The organism is Citrobacter sp. Cpo147 (assembly GCF_030332405.1).
GTDB classification, from domain to species: Bacteria; Pseudomonadota; Gammaproteobacteria; order Enterobacterales; family Enterobacteriaceae; genus Citrobacter; species Citrobacter portucalensis.
The window spans coordinates 1-21,427 of sequence record NZ_JAOWHX010000031.1 but is presented as its reverse complement, the minus strand read 5'-3'; the positions used below and the strand labels follow the sequence as shown (position 1 = coordinate 21,427).

17 protein-coding genes are annotated in these 21,427 nt (G+C 51.8%); 7 read left to right on the top strand and 10 right to left on the bottom strand.

All coding sequences use genetic code 11. The features are described from left to right. Positions 1 to 149: 149 nt before the first annotated feature. Positions 150 to 575 (bottom strand): nucleoside triphosphatase NudI, encoded by a 426-nt coding sequence (nudI, locus tag OGY06_RS09895; RefSeq protein ID WP_125112762.1) that lies wholly within the window; start codon positions 573 to 575, stop codon positions 150 to 152. A gap of 318 nt (positions 576 to 893) precedes the next feature. Between nudI and OGY06_RS09890 the strand changes: the two genes are divergently transcribed. Both OGY06_RS09890 and OGY06_RS09885 read left to right on the top strand, forming a co-directional pair. Further along, entirely contained in the window at positions 894 to 1,436 is a 543-nt protein-coding gene (locus tag OGY06_RS09890; protein ID WP_286605250.1) for a YfaZ family protein, read from the top strand. Positions 1,437 to 1,515: 79 nt separating this feature from the next. Then, entirely contained in the window at positions 1,516 to 2,712 is a 1,197-nt protein-coding gene (locus OGY06_RS09885) for a nicotinamide mononucleotide deamidase-related protein YfaY (protein WP_125112624.1), read from the top strand. 38 nt (positions 2,713 to 2,750) lie between these two features. Here OGY06_RS09885 and OGY06_RS09880 read toward each other — a convergent pair whose 3' ends face one another. The 4 genes from OGY06_RS09880 to glpA all read right to left on the bottom strand — a co-directional run bounded on the left by OGY06_RS09880 (position 2,751) and on the right by glpA (position 7,952). After that, positions 2,751 to 3,704 carry an Rpn family recombination-promoting nuclease/putative transposase gene (locus OGY06_RS09880; protein ID WP_286605248.1) on the bottom strand — a complete coding sequence of 318 codons (954 nt, stop codon included), beginning with the start codon at positions 3,702 to 3,704 and terminating at the stop codon, positions 2,751 to 2,753. A 183-nt stretch (positions 3,705 to 3,887) separates the two neighbouring features. Beyond that, positions 3,888 to 5,078 (bottom strand): anaerobic glycerol-3-phosphate dehydrogenase subunit GlpC, encoded by a 1,191-nt coding sequence (glpC, locus tag OGY06_RS09875; protein ID WP_286605246.1) that lies wholly within the window; start codon positions 5,076 to 5,078, stop codon positions 3,888 to 3,890. Continuing rightward, positions 5,075 to 6,334: a glycerol-3-phosphate dehydrogenase subunit GlpB gene (gene glpB / locus OGY06_RS09870; protein ID WP_003834683.1), complete on the bottom strand. Its 1,260-nt coding sequence runs from the start codon at positions 6,332 to 6,334 to the stop codon at positions 5,075 to 5,077. The genes glpC and glpB overlap by 4 nt, the downstream gene beginning before the upstream one ends. Further along, complete coding sequence (glpA, locus tag OGY06_RS09865) at positions 6,324 to 7,952, bottom strand: anaerobic glycerol-3-phosphate dehydrogenase subunit A (protein WP_125112623.1); 1,629 nt, start codon at positions 7,950 to 7,952, stop codon at positions 6,324 to 6,326. Before glpA ends, glpB begins: the two co-directional genes overlap by 11 nt. 270 nt (positions 7,953 to 8,222) lie before the next feature. On the opposite strand from glpA, the gene glpT reads away from it, so the two are divergent. Both glpT and glpQ read left to right on the top strand, forming a co-directional pair. Beyond that, entirely contained in the window at positions 8,223 to 9,581 is a 1,359-nt protein-coding gene (glpT, locus tag OGY06_RS09860) for a glycerol-3-phosphate transporter (protein ID WP_003834677.1), read from the top strand. Between the two features lie 3 nt (positions 9,582 to 9,584). Next, complete coding sequence (glpQ, locus tag OGY06_RS09855; protein ID WP_286605240.1) at positions 9,585 to 10,652, top strand: glycerophosphodiester phosphodiesterase; 1,068 nt, start codon at positions 9,585 to 9,587, stop codon at positions 10,650 to 10,652. A 60-nt stretch (positions 10,653 to 10,712) separates the two neighbouring features. Here the strand turns inward: glpQ and OGY06_RS09850 are convergent, their stop codons facing one another. After that, on the bottom strand, positions 10,713 to 11,591 hold the full coding sequence (locus tag OGY06_RS09850) for a LysR family transcriptional regulator (protein ID WP_008785317.1): 879 nt from the start codon (positions 11,589 to 11,591) through the stop codon (positions 10,713 to 10,715). A 160-nt stretch (positions 11,592 to 11,751) separates the two neighbouring features. Between OGY06_RS09850 and OGY06_RS09845 the strand changes: the two genes are divergently transcribed. Continuing rightward, positions 11,752 to 12,942 carry an MFS transporter gene (locus OGY06_RS09845; RefSeq protein ID WP_200921360.1) on the top strand — a complete coding sequence of 397 codons (1,191 nt, stop codon included), beginning with the start codon at positions 11,752 to 11,754 and terminating at the stop codon, positions 12,940 to 12,942. 3 nt (positions 12,943 to 12,945) lie between these two features. Here the strand turns inward: OGY06_RS09845 and yfaE are convergent, their stop codons facing one another. From yfaE to ubiG, 4 genes are all read right to left on the bottom strand, one after another. Beyond that, positions 12,946 to 13,200, bottom strand: coding sequence for a ferredoxin-like diferric-tyrosyl radical cofactor maintenance protein YfaE (yfaE, locus tag OGY06_RS09840; protein WP_003027609.1), 255 nt, complete (start codon positions 13,198 to 13,200; stop codon positions 12,946 to 12,948). After that, positions 13,200 to 14,330 (bottom strand): class Ia ribonucleoside-diphosphate reductase subunit beta, encoded by a 1,131-nt coding sequence (gene nrdB, locus OGY06_RS09835; RefSeq protein WP_003834668.1) that lies wholly within the window; start codon positions 14,328 to 14,330, stop codon positions 13,200 to 13,202. The genes yfaE and nrdB overlap by 1 nt, the downstream gene beginning before the upstream one ends. A gap of 110 nt (positions 14,331 to 14,440) precedes the next feature. Beyond that, the gene (gene nrdA / locus OGY06_RS09830; protein WP_003834667.1) at positions 14,441 to 16,726 is read right to left on the bottom strand and encodes a class 1a ribonucleoside-diphosphate reductase subunit alpha; all 2,286 of its coding nucleotides are present in this window, start codon (positions 16,724 to 16,726) and stop codon (positions 14,441 to 14,443) included. A gap of 419 nt (positions 16,727 to 17,145) precedes the next feature. Then, positions 17,146 to 17,874, bottom strand: coding sequence for a bifunctional 2-polyprenyl-6-hydroxyphenol methylase/3-demethylubiquinol 3-O-methyltransferase UbiG (ubiG, locus tag OGY06_RS09825; RefSeq protein ID WP_003834665.1), 729 nt, complete (start codon positions 17,872 to 17,874; stop codon positions 17,146 to 17,148). Positions 17,875 to 18,032: 158 nt separating this feature from the next. On the opposite strand from ubiG, the gene gyrA reads away from it, so the two are divergent. Together gyrA and tnpA are read left to right on the top strand one after the other, a co-directional pair. Next, on the top strand, positions 18,033 to 20,672 hold the full coding sequence (gene gyrA / locus OGY06_RS09820; RefSeq protein WP_003834662.1) for a DNA topoisomerase (ATP-hydrolyzing) subunit A: 2,640 nt from the start codon (positions 18,033 to 18,035) through the stop codon (positions 20,670 to 20,672). Positions 20,673 to 20,859: 187 nt separating this feature from the next. After that, positions 20,860 to 21,318, top strand: coding sequence for an IS200/IS605 family transposase (gene tnpA / locus OGY06_RS09815; protein WP_057069660.1), 459 nt, complete (start codon positions 20,860 to 20,862; stop codon positions 21,316 to 21,318). Positions 21,319 to 21,427 lie beyond the last annotated feature (109 nt).

Here is a 21,427-nt window from a genome sequence, read left to right as displayed (position 1 = left end):
GATAGACGGATAAATAGAGATGATTTTTATTTATCTTGATGAAATTAAATTATTTTTTCTGTTTTTGCGGCATTGCTGTTTGCTATAAGTTTATGAGTACAATGCCGCTATTCGGAATGTTAATTATATGCCGTTATTAAAATGATAACCTACAGTAACCCTTTCAAGGTTAACGTTTTACGCGTGGCGATATTTAAATCGTAGGCACCGAGATCTTCCGGTTTAACCCAGGCGAATGCCTGGAACTCTTCGTTAATCTTCACTTCACGATTCGCCGCCACACAATCGAAGATGAGATAAATCATGTAAATCTCTTCTTGACTGCCATCAGCATAGGTTTTAGTGCGAATATCATCACTGAAGGTCCAGGGGGTAATTTCTGATAACACCAGTTGTTCGCCCAGCTCTTCCCTCACTTCACGGCGCAGAGCTTCTTCAATACGTTCACCCGGTTCAACACCGCCACCGGAAAGCGCCCACTGACCGGGAAACACACCGCGGTCATCAGCCATTTTGCAGAGTAAATAACAGCCATCGTTTTGAATTAATGGGCAAACAATCGTTCTTTGGCGCATCATTCGAGTCCTTGTGGGGGAGGTATAGAAAAATTCCATCATGTGCTCATCTTACCTTTTGCTGGCGGCAGAAAAAATGTTTCATCGGCAATTAAGAGCGCTTTGGCAGGGAAATCAGGATGTTTGTTGAAAATGACGTTCTGGGACGTCCATCTGTGTAATTGGCACAAGAATTTAACCTTTAACAAATCTTGTGAGTAGTATTTAGTTACAATATGTCATTGCATCGCTTTTTTAGCTCATTGATTCCTCGTCATCTGACAGTACAATTCATCGGTTTTGGGGCTATGTTTTGATTCTTGCTGGAAAGGATAGAAAATGAAAAAAAGTTTAATGTTGGGTTTTGCCGGAATGCTGTTTGTTTCCGCGTCGGCGAACGCGATTAGCATTAATGGTCAGGCTGGCGAAGATTACACCAACCTTGGATTTGGTATAGGTACTGAGACCACCGGTCTGGCTGTCAGTGGTAACTGGATGCATAACGATGATGACGGTGATGTTGCCGGGCTGGGCCTTGGTCTGAATATCCCACTGGGGCCGCTGATGGCGACCGTTGGTGGTAAAGGTGTTTATACCAATCCAAACGATGGCGATGAAGGTTATGCTGCTGCTGTCGGTGGTGGTTTACAATGGCCAATTGGCGATAGCTTCCGTCTGTTTGGTGAGTATTATTACTCTCCTGATTCACTTTCCAGCGGTATCGACAGCTATGAAGAAGCGAATGCCGGTGCGCGTCTGACCATTATGCGTCCGCTGAGCATCGAAGCCGGTTATCGTTACCTAAACCTGGCAGGCAAAGATGGCAACCGTGATAACGCGATTGCTGATGGCCCGTACGTTGGGGTTAACGCCAGCTTCTAACATTTCTGGCGCGGCGTTCAGTCGCGCCTTCCCCCCTCCATGCGTTATAGTGTTTTCATCATAAAAGCAGGAGAACACGATGTTAAACGTGGAGATGCTATCCACAGGGGATGAAGTGTTGCACGGACAAATCGTCGACACTAATGCCGCCTGGCTGGCCGATTTTTTCTTTAATCAGGGTTTACCGCTAACACGCCGCAACACGGTAGGTGACAATCTTAACGATTTGGTCGCCATTTTGCGTGAGCGTAGCGAACACGCCGATGTACTGATCGTTAATGGCGGTCTGGGACCTACCAGCGATGATTTGAGCGCGCTGGCAGCGGCAGCGGCAAAAGGCGAAGGGCTGGTGTTGCATGAAGCATGGCTGGCCGAGATGGAGCGATATTTCCGCGATCGTGGCCGCGTGATGGCGTCAAGCAACCGCAAACAGGCTGAACTCCCAGCCAGCGCTGAGTTTATCAATAATCCGGTGGGTACCGCGTGTGGGTTCGCCCTGAAGCTTAACCGCTGCCTGATGTTCTTTACACCGGGTGTACCGTCAGAATTCAAAGTCATGGTGGAGCATGAGATCCTGCCTCGTTTGCGTGAGCGTTTCTCTTTGGCTCAACCCCCGTTATGCCTGCGATTAACCACATTTGGCCGTTCTGAAAGCGACCTGGCGCAGAGCCTGGATCCGCTCCCGTTGCCTCCGGGAGTAACAATGGGCTATCGCTCCTCAATGCCGATTATTGAGCTGAAGCTGACCGGTCCGGATTCCCAACGGGAAGCGATGCTGGCGCTGTGGCCAGAAGTTAAGCGGGTTGCCGGGCAGAATATGATTTTTGAAGGTACGGAAGGCTTACCCGCGCAAATCGCCCGCACATTGCAGGAACGGCAATACAGCCTGACGCTGAGCGAACAATTCACCGGTGGTCTGGTGGCATTGCAGCTTTCTCGTGCGAATGCTCCGTTATTGGCGAGTGAAGTGGTTCCGCCCCAGGAAGAAACGCTGGCACAAACGGCGCATTGGATAACCGAGCGACGCAGCAAGCATTATGCTGGATTGGCGCTCGCGATATCGGCTTTCGAAAACGAACATATTAACTTTGCGCTGGCCACGCCTGATGGGACACACGCCTTGCGCGTACGGCTGAATGCAAATCGCTACAGTCTGGCGATTCGTCAGGAAGTGTGCGCGATGATGGCGCTAAATATGCTGCGCCGCTGGCTTAACAATCAGGATATCGCTAGCGAACACGGCTGGATCGAAGTGGTTGAGTCGTTGACGATTTAATCATTGATTGGGAAGGCTAAATGCCTTCCCAATCTGGCTCATGCGGTGGTATCGCCAGGCAATAGCCCGGTAATTAACTGAACTAAATCACGATCAATACCTTGTTCCAGCATTATGTGAGCGATACGTAAGGCTTCTTCTTGCGTACCTTTTTGCACCCCTTGTTCTAACCCTTTTTGCATTCCTTGTTCTAACCCTTGCTGTATCCCTTCTTGCAGTCCATTTTGGTGGCCTTCCTGCCTGAGTCTCTCTGCAATTGTCATCAGCTTCTCCTTGTGATGGGGGGATCGTTCGGCAACTTCGCGGATAAACTCGCTGACGCGAGAAACGTCGCCGTACCGTATCAGGTAATTAAATAGCGTTTGTAGCTGGCTGTCATTAGCAGTGCTTGTAACTAATAGCGAGACCAGTCGATCCACTAACCCCATTAAGTCACGATCGCGGATATGTTTTTGCATCAACTCAAGCAGCGCAACCCTGCGATGCTGCGCGATTTCATCGTCAGGTATTACGGTAATGTCGACCAGCGGAAAAGCCTCTGAATACAGTTGTCGTGCCAGCTGTGGATTGTCAAATTCATCCAGCCAGTTGAGCGACCAGGGATAAGGACTTTGTTGGCCGTGATAAAACAACATGGGGATCACCAGCGGCAGCGTTTTATTGCCGGCATCAAGATGATGCTGCATTGCCGAGGTGGCATATCGCATCAGGCGAAATGCCATGTGCGGTACCGCGGTACTCTGATGTTCAATAACACAATAGATATAGCCCAGGCCTTCGCGGGTTTTTAGTGACCACACTACGTCGGAGTAGTATGCGCGGAGATCCTGTTCGATAAAACTGGTGGACTCCAGCTTCAGCGTTTGTAAATCACATATCTCACGTAATGCGATGGGAAGGTGTATCTCCAGAAAATCCCGAGCCATCTCAGGGTAAGACATTATCTTTTTAAAAACGGCATCATGCGGTGTAGATGTAGTGGATTTAGCCATGGTAGTCCGTCACCGGAAAGAGAAGATGGCGTGACGGTATCTACTTTTAATATGCACTGCATGTGGGAAATGGGTTCTTTGCGTGGATGAATCAGAGATAAATACGCCCGACTGCAACGTATTCAATTAAGCGGAACGGGCTACGCAAAAATGCCCGGTAGCAAATGCTACCGGGCAACAGAGTTAACCCAACGCTTTGGCAAGCAGGGTGATAGGATGTTCGCAGCGCTTGCTTGTTGACATCTCAATCTGCCATTTACAGGTTTCGCAGTCGGTGACGACGATATCAGCGCCGCTTTCTTCAATCTGGCGGAATAACGGTGCGCCGATAGACTGTGAAGTCGGATAGTTTTCCTTTTTAAAGCCGTAAGTCCCGGCAATCCCGCAACACTGAGAATCCAGCACCGTCAGCTCCAGCCCTGGAATTTGTCGCAGTAGCTCCAGCGTATAGAGCGTCCAGCCCATTTTCTCCATGTGACATGGCGTGTGATAGACCACCTTCAGCGGCAGCGTTTTCAGCGGCAGCGTTTTACCTTCATCCAGCTTGTGCCATAGCCAGCGGGTTGCCAGTTCAATGTGTTCACGCAGGCCTGAGTTGTCGACATCCAGCACTTCCGGATATTCATCACGTAGCGCAAAGGTACAGGTTGATGAGGTGGCAATCACCGGAATGCCTTTGCCATCAATTGCCTCTCTGAGTGAGGCCACGTTGCTTACTGCCTGCTTACGCGCTTTATCGGTAAAACCGTTGGCAATCAGCGGCACGCCGCAGCATTTCTCTTTACTCAGCAGTTGCACGCCGGTTCCCATCGCATTCAAAACCTTGATCAGGTCTTTGCCGAGCTGGGGATGGTTGTAATTCACAAAACAGCCGTGGAAAAAGGCGACCTGATCCTGATACTGCGCCTGCTGTGCGGCAACGCTACGATACCAGCGGCGGAAGGTGCCAAAGGAGTACTTCGGCAGCGTACGGCGATGATCGATTTTTAACGCGTAATCCAGCAATTGACGCACCGGTTTTAATGAGGTGGCGGTATTCACTATTGGGGCGAAGGGGGTGGATACGCTACCCATTAAATCTGTATGGCTTAAGACAAAGTTACGCAACGATGGGCGCGTCGTGTCGTATTTGGCACGCGCGCGCTGGATGATATCGCCGATTTTCACGTCTGACGGACAGGCCACTTCGCAGCGTTTACAGTTGATGCAGTATTTCAGTGCGTCGTCATATAGCGCGCCATCTTTCAGGCGCAGACGTTCACCGTCCGGGCCGGCCTGCTTAGGGCCCGGGTAGCTCGGATTGACGCGGCTTACCGGGCAGGCGGTGGTGCACACCGTACATTTGATACAACTTTCAAAACGTGTGTCGCTCATTGCTGTCCTCCTGCACGTTTCGCAATATGATGCGCGGCATGTAAGGCGCTAACTGCGCACACGCCGCCTCCGCAACCCTGGGCGATAGGGTCGAATCCGCCGAGGACGGAACCGATGGCATACATGTTCTCTATCGTTTTTCCCGCCAGTGATGGACGCAATGCGGTATCGGTTGTTACGCCAAACTGTTGCCACGGTTGTGGATCGAAAACATCACGCTGATACCACTCGGCGCGGGTAGCTGTTTGCTGTACATCAAGTCCCAGGATTGGTTCGTGGATTGCCTCACGCGTGGCGACCAGCCCGCTGCTGAAGAAGCTGCCGCTGGCGAGCACGGCGAAACGTGGCCGCAAGGGGATATCGGCATGATTTCGGGTCCAGATTTCGCTGACCACGCCATCCTGACAGGTGATTTTTTTCACTTCATCACCCGGCATCCACACACCGCCCTGGCGCACAAACTGGCGCTGTAATTTGTTGTGCAAACGCATGCCCAGCACCGAAGGTGGTAGGGTCGGTAACAGTGTCAGCGAGCAGGGGAGGCGCTCGTTAAGCCACTGCCAGAGCCGCTCATCGGCCAGACCAAAGCATGCCGGCATGATTATCATGTCGCAGGTTTTTGCCATTGGCAGCAATGCGTCATAGAGCAGCGACCATTTATCTTCGTTATCCAGCAGGCGCGCAATATTAACGGCGCGAAACTCGGTTGGGTTATCACGCAGGACATCCAGCTCCGGCAGCTCGATTTCTGCCGTCTCGACGCTGAGATTGCGTTGGCGTAATGACGCTGCGGCGAGATGCGCCTGAAAATCCAGTAACCCGCTAATCCCTACAACGCAGATACGCTGCGCGGACAGCGGCCAGACCGGCACTTCCGGGGAACTTAACCAGGTTGAGCGCAGGGTGCCCAGCGGGGTAACACGTTGATGCGCCTGATGCACTTTGCCCTGCAAATGCGTTCCGCATTCATCCAGTAAATTTTGCGCCTGCTGGGCCAGTTCCAGAACGTTCTGCGTTCCGATGGTGCTATACGGATGTGTGGGTGCCTGAGTGCGCAGCGCATTCAAACCCGCTTCTATATCCGTCACCGGTTGACCATCGGGTAAGCTGCTGAGCAAATCCAGTGAGCCGGAGGAAAAATGCAGGGCGCTTTGGCCGCGGGTAACAATCGTGCAGCGCAGTCCGCTTTTTTGCAGTTGCAGGCCACATAGCAGTCCGGCGAGGCCGCCGCCGATAATGACGGTATCAAATTTCATCCTGGTGCTCCTTTTCCAGACCACACAACCCTTGATAAACCCAGCGCGTGAATTCGCTTTCGCGCAGCGCATCTCCCCAGGCGATAGGCTGCACGCCTTTCCAGCGTTCATTGAGGAAGTCGGAAAGCTGGGTAATGGACTGCGCTGCGGTAGTGACATTAAAACGTTGCAGCAAACCTGCGGCGCGGCAGGCACACAATTCGCCCTGGCAGGTCCCCATTCCAACACGGGTACGGCGACGCAAATCGAGCAGGCTGTTGACGGTTAAATTCTCGACGGCGTATTGCACTTCGCCTGCGGTGACTGCTTCGCATTCGCAGACCAGACTGCGGTGCTGACGGCCTTCGCTAAGCCACGCAGGGGTGCGATCGCCGTGACGGTAGACCGCCGAGCCGCGCAGTGGCGCAGGCAATGAGATCACGCGTTTAAGCGTATGCTCGGTAGATTCCTGTGAGCCAGGCAGCGCGGTGTCTGCCGTTGTGCAAGGCTGGGTATTGCCCAGCTTACGACAAACGGCATCGGTGGCCCATTCCGCCATCAGGCGGTAGGTCATCAGTTTGCCGCCGGTAATGGTGATAAATCCGTCCAGTCCGTCACGTTCAGCGTGATCGAACAGTACAATCCCACGGCTGACGTTACGACCGCTTGGGTCGTCGTCGCTAGCCACCAGCGGGCGTACGCCAGAGTAGGCGCGTAAAATGCGCGTTTTCGCCATAATCGGCGCCAGCTTCTCGCCTTCACGCAGCAGAATATCGACCTCTTCTGCGGTGACGCGGTTGCTGTCGATATCGTCGTAATCAATGTGTTGCGAGGTGGTACCGATCAGTGAAATGGTATCGCCAGGCACCAGAATATCGGCGTCAGAGGGCTTACGGCAGCGGTTAATGACATGCTGGTTAATGCGATGATCCATAATCAGCAACGAACCTTTGGCCGGGAACATACGGATGCTCAGATCGGCATATTCCGCAATGCGTTGACCCCAGATCCCAGCGGCGTTGACGACAACCGGTGCATGCAGGGACTGCATTTCGCCTGTCAGATGATTGCGCACGTTAACGCCGCAAACCGTTGCGCCTTCGCGGATCAGTCCAGTCACTTCATGCGCCGTTAAGATAACCGCGCCATGCTCACGCGCATCCAGCATGTTAGCTGCTGTTAAGCGGAAAGGATCGACCGTGCCGTCTGGTACTTTTACTGCACCAATCAGCTGTGGATTCACAGAAGGTTCGATAATACGTGCCTGCTGAGGGTCAATCGCTTCTGCGCGAATCCCTGCCTCTTCACAGGCGCGAATAAAGGTGGACTGGAAGGACAGCTCATCCTCCGGCAGGGTGATAAACAGACCGTCCGTTGGCTCAACGCAATGGCGGGCGATACGTTTCAGAATTTGGTTTTCGCTGATGCACTCACGGGCAGATTCAGCGTCGGTGACGGCGTAGCGTGCACCGCTGTGCAGCAGGCCGTGGTTGCGCCCGGTCGCACCTGTGGCGATATCGTGGCGTTCCACTAAGATGACGCGCAACCCGCGCAGCGCACAGTCACGTGCGATCCCTGCACCTGTTGCTCCTCCACCAATGATAATCACGTCACTTGTTTGCGAGTCGCGAGTTTTCATTGTTTTTCCTCACAGTTCGTTTTTTATCATTTAGCCACATAAAAAACATGGATTGTTTGATTTCGCGCATAATCGCTCATTATTCGAAAATGAAACGTGATTTCGTGCGCCTTTATGAACATTTGTCATAAATCTGTAACAATATGTGCTGCGTTTCACATTTTTGTTATGTATCTTTCCTTAACATCGCGGCCACACTGGGAGCGGTAGGGTAGTAATGACGAACTGCAGTGTTTACTTCGAATGAAAGACGGCCACGGAGGCTACACTATGTTGAGCATTTTTAAACCAGCGTCACACACGGCGCGTTTACCTGCAGCGGAGATCGACCCGACATATCGTCGATTACGTTGGCAGATTTTTCTGGGGATTTTCTTTGGTTATGCCGCGTACTATCTGGTACGTAAGAACTTTGCCCTTGCGATGCCGTATCTGGTTGAGCAAGGTTTCTCGCGTGGCGATCTGGGTTTTGCGTTGTCCGGTATCTCCATTGCTTACGGATTTTCGAAATTCATCATGGGGTCCATTTCGGATCGCTCGAATCCGCGCGTTTTCCTGCCAGCCGGTCTGATTCTGGCCGCCGCAGTGATGCTGTTCATGGGCTTTGTGCCGTGGGCGACATCGAGTATTGCTATTATGTTTGTGCTGCTGTTCCTCTGCGGATGGTTCCAGGGGATGGGCTGGCCTCCGTGTGGCCGTACTATGGTGCACTGGTGGTCGCAGAAAGAGCGTGGAGGAATTGTTTCCGTCTGGAACTGTGCGCACAACGTGGGTGGCGGTCTGCCTCCGCTGTTGTTCCTGCTGGGTATGGCCTGGTTCAATGACTGGAAAGCGGCGCTGTATATGCCTGCTTTCGGTGCGATCGTCGTCGCGCTGATTGCTTTTGCCCTGATGCGTGATACGCCGCAGTCCTGTGGTCTGCCGCCTATCGAAGAGTATAAGAATGACTATCCGGACGATTACACCGAGAAAGCGGAAGAAGAGCTGACTGCGAAGCAGATCTTCATGCAGTACGTACTGCCGAACAAACTGTTGTGGTACATCGCTATCGCTAACGTGTTTGTTTATCTGCTGCGTTACGGCATCCTGGACTGGTCACCGACCTACCTGAAAGAAGTGAAGCATTTCGCACTGGACAAGTCATCCTGGGCCTACTTCCTGTATGAGTATGCGGGTATTCCGGGCACGCTGCTGTGCGGCTGGATGTCGGATAAAGTCTTCCGTGGTAACCGTGGCGCGACCGGCGTGTTCTTTATGACGCTGGTAACTATTGCAACCATCGTTTACTGGATGAACCCGGCAGGCAACCCGAACGTGGATATGGCTTGTATGATCATCATCGGCTTCCTGATCTACGGCCCGGTAATGTTGATTGGTCTGCACGCGCTGGAACTGGCACCGAAAAAAGCGGCGGGAACGGCGGCTGGCTTTACCGGTCTGTTCGGTTATCTCGGTGGTTCTGTGGCCGCGAGCGCCATTGTTGGTTACACCGTTGACTTCTTCGGTTGGGACGGCGGCTTTATGGTGATGATTGGCGGTAGCGTGCTGGCGGTTATTCTGCTGGTAGTCGTCATGATTGGCGAAAAACGCCATCACGAAGAGATGGAACTGAAGCGTAACGGGGGCTAATAGATGAAAACCACATTGAAAAGTCTCAGCGTGGCGCTGATGCTCGCAGGTATGGTGGTCAGCAGTGCAGCGGTTGCCGCAGATAAAATCGTGATTGCGCATCGTGGCTCCAGCGGTTATCTGCCGGAGCATACGCTGCCAGCAAAAGCGATGGCCTATGCCCAGGGTGCGGATTATCTGGAGCAGGATTTGGTTATGACCAAGGATGACCATCTGGTCGTCCTGCATGACCACTATCTTGACCGCGTCACCGATGTTGCCGAGCGTTTTCCGGATCGTGCGCGTAAAGATGGGCGTTACTACGCCATCGATTTTACGCTGGATGAAATTAAATCGCTGAAATTTACCGAAGGCTTCGATATCGAAAATGGCAAAAAGGTCCAGACCTACCCAGGGCGCTTCCCGATGGGTAAATCTGATTTCCGCGTGCACACGTTCGAAGAAGAGATTGAGTTTGTTCAGGGATTAAATCATTCCACCGGTAAAAACATCGGTATTTACCCTGAAATGAAAGCACCGTGGTTCCATCACCAGGAAGGGAAGGACATTGCGGCTAAAACACTGGAAGTACTGAAAAAGTACGGGTATACCGACAAGAACGACAAGGTCTATCTACAGTGTTTTGATGTTGCAGAGTTGAAGCGCATTAAAAATGAACTGGAACCGAAGATGGGGATGGATCTCAATCTGGTACAGTTGATTGCGTACACTGACTGGAATGAAACCCAGGAGAAAAAGCCGGACGGCAGTTGGGTGAATTACAACTACGACTGGATGTTTAAACCGGGTGCCATGAAGCAGGTTGCGCAGTATGCGGACGGCATTGGGCCGGACTACCACATGCTGATTGATGAGAAGTCGAAGAAGGGCAATATCTCGTTAACTGGCATGGTGCAGGACGCACATCAGAGTAAGATGGTGGTGCATCCTTATACCGTTCGCGCCGATCAACTGCCGGATTACACCACTGACGTAAACCAGCTGTATGACATTCTTTATAACAAGGCGGGCGTTGACGGGCTGTTCACCGACTTCCCCGACAAAGCAGTGAAATTCTTGAATAAAGAGTGATGATGTAAGGCCTGTGATGCACCTCCGGTCACAGGCCTTAATGGATGAACGTTTTAACTGCTAGATAAGGCCGTCTGCTGTCAACGTTTCCATACATGCCTGCAGGAGAAATAAAGGGCTGCCGTCCACCGGCGGCTCTTTTGCCAGTAAGGATATCTGTCGATAGAACGTTGGTTCCAGCGCGACTGAGCGTACTTTCCCACCAACAGCCTTCAGCGTTAATTCCGGTAATAATGCTATACCCAGCCCCTGACGAATAAAGCTCATCGCGGTATCCGGATGGTTAAACTCGTATTTAATGACCGGTTCAATCCCCTTCTCTTTAAATAGCGCCATGATGCTTAATTCATAGCGACCTTTGCTGATAATGAGCGGTTCTCCAACCAGTTGTTCCACTGAAATCGTGCTATTGGCCGCCAGCGGATGGCTTTCAGGAACTACAACGGTAAATTTGTCGCGATACACCGGTACGCAGTACATGCCATTTACCGGGAAATGCACAAATCCCGCATCGATATCCCCACTGCGCAGGGAATCAACTATTGCCGTGCTGTTTTCTTCATAAGGGATAATTTTGATATGCGGGTGGTGCTGTTCGAAGTGGTGGATGATGCCGGGCAAAATGCAGGCACAGGCGCTGGGAAAGCAGCCGATACGCAGGGTTCTGGCCGGGTTTTGTCGCTCCTGCTCGGCAATCTCTTTCACCGCGTTGGTTTCAGACACGATCGTCCGCAGGTGTGAAACGATCCGACTCCCGGCCGGACTAAGTTGAATGTCTTTGCGGCGTTCTCGGATAAGAATATCAACCCCTAGCTCTTCCTCTAGCGCTGAAATTGCCTGGCTAACGGCGGATTGGGTCATGTACAGCCGCTTGCTGGCTTCGGTAAATCCACCGTACTCAAGTACGGCAAGCAGGGCGTGGATCTGGGTTAGTGTCATTAGTTCCCTCTAATCAACAATATTAAAACGATTAATTTCTCTAATATAATGGACCTGTTTATACTTGCGGTCTACCGTAAAATCACTCTTCGACGCACCTGTCCGTAGTTCAGTTGAGCTGAGCGTTGCCTGCGTGCGCCGTCTGGACAGGTTGTCGAATATGAAAGAAAAACTGTGGACGAAAGATTTTTGGGCAATAACGATAATCAGCTTTATTATATTTTTTGTTTTTTATGTCCTGCTCACGCTGTTACCGATCTATATTTCGGATCGCCTGCATGCCACTCCAGATAAGGCCGGATTATTAGTCACCTTCTTTTTGGGGGCCGCAATTGTTGTGCGCCCGTTTGCGGGACAATGGGTAGGAAAATATTCGAATAAAACAATTCTGGTGCTCTCTTCTCTGGCCTTTTTGGTGGTCACTGCGCTGTATCCTTTTTGCCACTCAATTGAATCACTGCTGTTGATTCGGGTGCTTCATGGTGTAACGTTTGGCGTTATTACCACGGTAAAAGGAACGATTTCCGCGCGGTTGATACCGGCCTCCCGACGTGGGGAGGGCATCAGTTTTTTCTCGTTAGCCATGGGACTGGCAATGGTTGTGGGGCCGTGGGTAGGGTTGAACATGGCACGCTGGGAAGCTTTTGCCACTGCATTCTGGCTGTGTAGCGCGGTTGCCGTACTGGGTATTATCCTGTCATTGATTGTCGCTGTACCGCCGGTTATCCGTCATGCTGACGGCTCAAAACCGAAGCTGGGATTTGCGGCAATGTTTGATCGCGCCGCACTGCCTTTCGCGATGGTGACGTTTTTCATGACCTTTTCCTACGCGGGCGTTTCCGCTTTTCTCGCACTGTATGCGCGCGAGCTCGATCTGATGGCCGCCGCCAGTAATTTCCTGTTGTGTTACGCCATTTGCCTGATGATCTGTCGAACCTTTACCGGCAATGTTTGTGATAAAAAAGGGCCGAAATACGTGGTCTATCCGTGTTTGCTGGCTTTCACAGTCGGGCTGGTGGCGCTTGGCTATACTAACGGTAGCATTATGATGATTATTTCCGGTGGATTAATTGGCATCGGTTATGGTTCGGTCACACCCGTATTTCAGACACAAATTATTAGTTCGGTGGAACCCCATAAAATTGGTATCGCCAATTCGCTGTTTTTCAATGCGATGGATGCAGGAATGGCAATCGGCGCGTTTATCATGGGGATGATGGTCGAGGGTGTGGGATATCGGGCGATTTATCTGGTGGGGGCGCTGCTGGTGGTACTGGCCGGGGCGTTGTATATCATGCAGATGAAAAAACGCGGAGACGTGGTACTGGTCTCCGCGCATGAAGTTCACTAAACACTACAGCTCTATTTCAATATCGCCTTTTGCCCGGCAACAGCACGGCAATATTTCACCGGGCTGAATGAAGGCCAGCGGTTCTGCAATCCAGTCAACCTGTCCCGCCACCAGGCGGGTACGGCAGGAGCCGCAGTAGCCTTCACGACACTGATATTCGACTTCAACATCGTGCGACTCGAGCGCGGCAAGCAGGGAAGGGTGTTCATCCTGGCACAGCAACTGCGTGCCAGAGATGCGCAGAGTCACGCGGCCCATCAGAGCTGGAAGTTACTCAGATCGTCAGTATCGACTTCGGCATCGATCTGGCCGACCAGATAAGAGCTGACTTCCACTTCCTGCGGCGCAACCTGGACGTTGTCAGACACCAGCCAGGTATTGATCCAAGGGATCGGGTTAGAACGTGTCTGGAATGGCAGATCGAGTCCAACAGCCTGCATACGGATGTTGGTGATGTACTCAACGTACTGGCACAGAATGTCTTTGTTCAGGCCAATCATTGAGCCATCACGGAACAGATAGTCCGCCCACTCTTTTTCCTGCAGCGCGGCCTGTACGAACAGGTCGTAGCACTCTTGTTTGCACTCTTCGGCAATTTCCGCCATCTCCGGATCGTCCACGCCGCTGCGCAGCAGGTTCAGCATATGCTGAGTACCGGTCAGGTGCAGGGCTTCGTCGCGGGCGATCAGACGAATAATTTTCGCGTTGCCTTCCATCAGTTCACGTTCGGCGAAGGCGAAAGAGCAGGCGAAGCTGACATAAAAGCGGATCGCTTCCAGCGCGTTCACGCTCATCAGGCACAGATACAGCTTCTTCTTCAGCTCACGCAGGTTTACGACAACCGTTTTACCATTAACGGTATGCGTGCCTTCACCGAGCAAATGCCAGTAGCTGGTCATCTCGATCAATTCGTCGTAGTAGCTGGAGATGCCTTCTGCGCGTTTCTGGATTTGCTCGTTGGTGACGATATCGTCAAACACCACCGCCGGATCGTTAACAATATTACGGATGATGTGGGTGTAAGAGCGGGAGTGGATCGTTTCAGAAAACGCCCACGTTTCCACCCAGGTTTCCAGTTCAGGGATCGAGATTAACGGCAGCAGCGCGACGTTAGGACTACGTCCCTGAATGGAGTCCAACAGCGTCTGGTACTTCAGGTTGCTGATGAAGATATGTTTTTCATGTTCCGGCAATGCCTGGAAGTCGATACGATCGCGAGAAACATCGACTTCTTCCGGACGCCAGAAGAAAGAGAGCTGCTTTTCGATCAGTTTTTCAAAGATGTCATATTTTTGCTGATCGTAGCGGGCGACGTTCACCGGCTGGCCGAAGAACATCGGTTCCAGAAGCTGATCATTTTTCGTCTGTGAAAAAGTGGTGTATGCCATTGATGTGAATCCTGTCTGGAATGTACTGCCGGATGCGCTTTGCTTATCCGGCCTACAATACCGCGAATTAATTTGTAGGCCGGGTAAGCGCTACGCCACCCGGCAAAAGATTAAATCTTACATGCGCCGCTTTCGCAGCCATCGTCCTGAATGGACGGTACCAGATCGTCCTGAGAGTCTTCCGCACCGTCACGGGTGTTCTGATAATACAGCGTTTTAACACCAAATTTGTAGGCGGTGAGCAGGTCTTTCAGCAACTGCTGCATCGGTACTTTTCCGGACGGGAAGCGCGACGGATCGTAGTTGGTGTTGGCGGAAATCGACTGATCGATAAATTTCTGCATGATGCCTACCAGCTGCAGATAGCCGTCGTTGTTTGGCATTTCCCACAGCAGTTCGTATGCGTCGTGCAGGTGTTCGTAGTCCGGCACGACCTGACGCAGAATCCCATCTTTCGATGCTTTGATGCTCACGTAACCGCGTGGCGGTTCAATGCCGTTGGTGGCGTTGGAGATCTGTGAAGAGGTCTCGGACGGCATCAGGGCTGACAGCGTGGAGTTACGCAGGCCGTGAGTCTTGATAGATTCACGCAGCTGTTCCCAGTCCATATGCAGCGGTTCGTTAGCGATAGCATCAAGATCTTTTTTATAGGTATCAATCGGCAGAATACCTTTCGCATAGGTGGTTTCGTTAAACCATGGGCATGCGCCTTGCTCTTTTGCCAGCTCGTTAGAAGCCTTCAGCAGGTAATATTGAATCGCTTCAAAGGTTTTGTGAGTCAGGTTATTGGCGCTGCCGTCAGAGTAGCGTTTACCGTTTTTCGCCAGCCAGTAAGCGTAGTTGATCACGCCAATACCCAGCGTACGACGACCCATCGCACCGCGTTTGGCGGCCGGAATCGGATAATCCTGGTAATCGAGCAGCGCATCCAGCGCACGTACCGCCAGTACAGCCAGCTCTTCCAGTTCGTCCAGACTTTCGATAGCGCCCAGGTTAAATGCGGACAGCGTACACAGCGCAATTTCGCCGTTTTCATCGTTAACGTCGGTCAGCGGTTTGGTCGGCAGAGCAATTTCCAGGCACAGGTTGGACTGGCGTACCGGCGCGACAACCGGATCAAACGGGCTATGGGTGTTGCAGTGGTCAACGTTCTGAATGTAGATACGACCGGTCGAGGCACGTTCCTGCATCATCAGTGAGAACAGCTCAACTGCTTTTACGCGCTGTTTGCGGATGCTGTCGTCGTTTTCATATTGGGTGTACAGACGCTCGAACTCATCCTGATCGGCGAAGAACGCGTCATACAGACCCGGGACGTCGGACGGGCTAAACAGGGTGATGTCGCCGCCTTTCAGCAGACGGGTGTACATCAGCTTGTTGATTTGTACGCCATAGTCCATGTGACGAACGCGGTTGCCTTCGACGCCACGGTTGTTTTTCAGGACCAGCAGGCTTTCAACTTCCAGGTGCCACATTGGGTAGAACAGCGTGGCTGCACCACCGCGTACGCCCCCCTGAGAGCAGGATTTCACCGCAGTCTGGAAATGCTTGTAGAACGGAATACAGCCAGTGTGGAACGCTTCACCGCCGCGAATCGGGCTCCCCAGCGCACGGATGCGACCAGCGTTAATGCCGATACCGGCACGCTGAGAAACGTATTTCACAATTGCGCTGGAGGTTGCGTTGATGGAGTCCAGGCTGTCGCCGCACTCGATCAGTACGCAGGAGCTGAACTGACGCGTTGGGGTACGCACGCCGGACATAATTGGCGTCGGCAGCGAGATTTTGAACGTAGAAACGGCGTCGTAGAAACGTTTTACATATTGCAGACGTGTTTCACGCGGATAGTTAGAGAACAGGCAAGCCGCTACCAGAATGTAGAGGAACTGTGCGCTTTCATAGATCTCACCGGTAACACGGTTTTGCACCAGATATTTACCTTCCAACTGCTTCACCGCAGCGTAGGAGAAGGTCATATCACGGTCGTGTACGATGAACGAGTCCATCTGCTTGAACTCTTCTTCCGTGTAGTCTTCCAGCAGATGATTGTCGTATTTGCCCATTTCAACCATTTTCACGACATGGTCGAACAGCTTTGGCGGTTCAAACTCACCGTAGGCTTTTTTACGCAGGTGGAAAATCGCCAGACGGGCAGCCAGATACTGATAATCCGGCGCTTCGCGGGAGATCAGGTCGGCGGCTGCTTTGATGATTGTTTCATGGATGTCGGAGGTCTTGATTCCGTCATAAAACTGAATGTGGGAGCGCAGCTCGACCTGAGAAATCGATACGTTATTCAGTCCTTCTGCCGCCCAATCCAGAACTCGGTGGATTTTGTCGAGATTGATGCGCTCTGTACTACCATCACGCTTTGTCACCAGCAGACTCTGATTCATGTGGTTTTTTACCTGTCCGTGAAAGAAAAAATATCCCCCATATTATCCACAGAGTCATGTTGTGACTAAGTCTGTGGATAAATACTATATGTAGGGGTTGTTTGATAAAATAGACGCTATATGGTGAGTATTCTAGTAGGGATTCTTTTCAGCACAAGAGTTGATTTTGAGGTTAAATTGAGGTTGCAAAAGGGTGATAATCGCTAAGTGCGCGTCTTATAAGGCCTGGCGGGGATGTCAATAATTGAGAAAAAAAATAGAAAATTTGATCGAGTGCTGATTTCTTCATCTAAGGCAAGGAAAGTTCTTATGATCTGGCACAGGATTTGTAGGCCTGATAAGCGAAACGTCATCAGGCATGGTTCCAGTAAGCATGCCGGATGGCGGCGTTGCACGCTTTATCCGGCCTACTGGAGCGGTTAATCAACCTTGGCGGTGGTATGTACCATATAGTTCACATCAACGCCCGGGCCAAGTTTGAAGGTGTTGGTGATGGGGTTGTAATGCAGGCCGGTCATATGGCGCTCTTTCAGTACGGTCTGGTCAACCCACTCTAATAATTCAGCAGGCTTAATAAATTTTTTCACATCGTGCGTGCCTTTCGGCACCATGCGCAGAATATATTCCGCTCCGACCACCGCCATCAGCCAGGATTTGCCGTTGCGGTTAAGCGTGGAGAAAAATACTTCACCACCCGGTTTGACCAACCTGGAGCAAGCTCTGACCACTGACTGTGGGTCTGGCACGTGCTCCAGCATTTCCATGCAGGTGACAACGTCATACTGATGTGCATGCTTTTCCGCATGCTCTTCGACGGTTTCTTGTACGTACTCTACCTGGATACCGCTTTCCAGTGCATGCAGTTTTGCTACCTGCAGCGGTTCAAAACCCATGTCCAGTCCGGTAACGGTGGCACCTTCGCGCGCCATACTCTCCGCCAGAATACCGCCGCCGCATCCGACGTCGAGTACCTTTTTACCAAACAGGCCGCCTGAGCGCTCAGTAATATAGCCCAGACGCAGTGGGTTAATGCGGTGCAGCGGCTTAAATTCACCCTCAAGATCCCACCAGCGTGACGCGACTGCTTCAAACTTGGCAATTTCTTCATGGTCAACGTTGTGAGCTACCGGAGGTTTTTCGGCATTCATTGGGGCTTCTACTCCTAAATTTGCGATGCAAATGAGTATATCAGCCTGACGGGATGAATAAAGCCTCTGTCAGGGGGAATCCATTTACCTGAATCTGCACGGATGTGTTATAATTTGCGACCTTTGAATCCGGGATACAGTAGAGGGATAGCGGTTAGATGAGCGACCTTGCGAGAGAAATTACACCGGTCAACATTGAGGAAGAGCTGAAGAGCTCCTATCTGGATTATGCGATGTCGGTCATTGTTGGCCGTGCGCTGCCGGACGTCCGAGATGGCCTGAAACCGGTTCACCGTCGCGTACTTTACGCCATGAACGTATTGGGCAACGACTGGAATAAAGCCTATAAAAAATCTGCCCGTGTCGTTGGTGACGTAATCGGTAAATACCACCCTCATGGTGATACCGCCGTTTACGACACCATTGTTCGTATGGCACAGCCATTCTCCTTGCGCTACATGCTGGTAGATGGTCAGGGTAACTTTGGTTCTGTCGATGGCGACTCCGCAGCGGCGATGCGTTATACGGAAATCCGTATGTCGAAAATCGCCCATGAGCTGATGGCTGACCTGGAAAAAGAAACGGTTGATTTCGTCGACAACTATGACGGCACCGAACAAATTCCTGACGTCATGCCGACCAAAATTCCTAACCTGCTGGTGAACGGTTCGTCCGGTATCGCGGTAGGTATGGCGACCAACATTCCGCCGCACAACCTGACCGAAGTGATCAACGGCTGTCTGGCATATATTGACGATGAAGACATCAGCATTGAAGGGCTGATGGAACATATTCCGGGTCCGGACTTCCCGACCGCCGCGATCATCAACGGTCGTCGTGGTATTGAAGAAGCCTACCGTACCGGCCGTGGCAAAGTGTACATTCGCGCACGCGCGGAAGTCGAAGCAGATGCCAAAACGGGCCGTGAAACCATCATCGTTCACGAAATTCCGTATCAGGTAAACAAAGCACGCCTGATTGAGAAAATCGCCGAGCTGGTAAAAGACAAACGCGTTGAAGGCATCAGCGCGCTGCGTGACGAGTCTGACAAAGACGGTATGCGCATCGTGATTGAAGTGAAACGCGATGCGGTCGGGGAAGTGGTTCTGAACAACCTCTATTCCCAGACCCAACTGCAGGTTTCTTTCGGTATCAACATGGTTGCATTGCACCATGGCCAGCCGAAGATAATGAACCTGAAAGATATTATTGCCGCGTTCGTACGTCACCGCCGTGAAGTCGTAACTCGTCGTACTATCTTTGAACTGCGTAAAGCCCGCGACCGTGCGCACATCCTTGAAGCGCTGGCGATTGCGCTGGCGAACATCGATCCGATCATCGAGCTGATCCGCCGAGCGCCGACCCCGGCAGAAGCGAAAGCCGCGCTGGTTGCGCGTTCGTGGGAACTGGGCAACGTTTCCGCCATGCTGGAACGTGCCGGTGATGACGCCGCGCGTCCTGAATGGCTGGAGCCGGAATTTGGCGTGCGTGACGGTCAGTACTATCTGACTGAACAGCAGGCCCAGGCTATTCTGGATCTGCGTTTGCAGAAACTGACCGGCCTTGAGCACGAAAAACTGCTCGACGAATACAAAGAGCTGCTGGAACAGATCGCTGAACTGCTGCACATTCTGGGCAGCGCCGATCGTCTGATGGAAGTTATCCGTGAAGAGATGGAGCTGATTCGTGAACAATTCGGTGACGCTCGTCGTACTGAAATCACCGCGAACAGCGCTGACATCAACATCGAAGATCTGATTAGCCAGGAAGATGTTGTCGTAACCTTGTCTCATCAGGGCTACGTGAAATATCAGCCGTTAACCGATTACGAAGCGCAGCGTCGTGGCGGTAAAGGTAAATCAGCAGCACGCATTAAAGAAGAAGACTTTATTGACCGCCTGCTGGTGGCCAACACCCATGACACGATCCTCTGCTTCTCCAGCCGTGGTCGTTTGTACTGGATGAAGGTCTATCAGTTGCCGGAAGCAAGCCGTGGCGCGCGTGGACGTCCAATCGTCAACCTGCTGCCGCTGGAAGCTAACGAACGTATTACCGCAATTCTGCCAGTACGTGAGTACGAAGAGGGCGTGAACGTCTTCATGGCAACCGCCAGCGGTACCGTGAAGAAAACGGCGCTGACCGAGTTCAGCCGTCCGCGTTCTGCCGGTATTATTGCGGTTAACCTGAACGAAGGCGACGAACTGATTGGTGTAGATCTGACATCCGGCAGTGACGAAGTCATGTTGTTCTCTGCGGCAGGTAAAGTGGTGCGCTTTAAAGAAGATGCTGTCCGTGCAATGGGTCGTACCGCGACCGGTGTACGCGGTATCAAGCTGGCGGAAAAAGATAGCGTGGTATCGCTGATCGTTCCGCGCGGTGAAGGTGCGATCCTGACCGTTACTCAGAACGGTTACGGTAAACGTACGGCGGCGGAAGAGTATCCGACCAAGTCTCGTGCGACCCAGGGCGTTATCTCCATCAAGGTTACCGAGCGCAACGGTTCCGTTGTTGGCGCAGTGCAGGTTGAAGATACCGACCAGATCATGATGATCACCGACGCAGGTACGCTGGTACGTACTCGCGTGTCGGAAATCAGCGTGGTAGGGCGTAATACCCAGGGTGTGATCCTTATCCGTACTGCGGAAGACGAAAACGTCGTGGGTCTGCAACGCGTTGCTGAACCGGTTGATGATGAAGAGCTCGACTCCATCGACGGAAGTGCAGCTGAAGGTGACGAGGATATCGCACCTGAAGCGGAAAGCGATGACGATGCAGCAGCGGATGACGCTGACGAGTAATTAAGACGCTATAAAAAGGGCCGGAGAAATCCGGCCCTTTTTTTGTGCACAGAAAACCCCCAGCTAGGCTGGGGGTTCCGGAAAGCTTTCAGCTTTGGGCCAGTTATTAAAACCCCTTTTGATTTGTTAAAACACCTTGCGGTCTGGCAACTGCAAGGGTTAAACAAGAAATCAAAAGGGGGTCCCAATGGGGGACGAAAAGAGCTTAGCGCACACCCGATGGAACTGTAAATATCACATAGTTTTTGCGCCCAAATACCGAAGACAAGCATTCTACGGGGAGAAACGTAGGGCGATAGGCAGCATATTAAGAAAGCTGTGTGAGTGGAAAAACGTGCGGATCCTGGAAGCGGAATGCTGTGCAGATCATATCCATATGCTTGTGGAAATCCCGCCCAAAATGAGCGTATCCGGTTTTATGGGTTATCTGAAAGGTAAAAGCAGTCTGATGTTGTATGAGCAGTTTGGTGATATGAAGTTTAAATACAGGAACAGGGAGTTCTGGTGTCGTGGGTATTACGTAGATACGGTGGGTAAGAACACAGCAAGGATACAGGAATACATAAAGCACCAGCTTGCAGAGGATAAAATGGGCGAGCAGTTATCGATCCCTTATCCGGGTAGCCCGTTTACGGGCCGTAAGTAACGAAGTCTGATGCAAATGTCAGATCGTATGCGCCTGTTAGGGCGCGGCTGGTAACAGAGCCTTATAGGCGCATCAGAAAAACCTCCGGCTATGCCGGAGGATATTTATT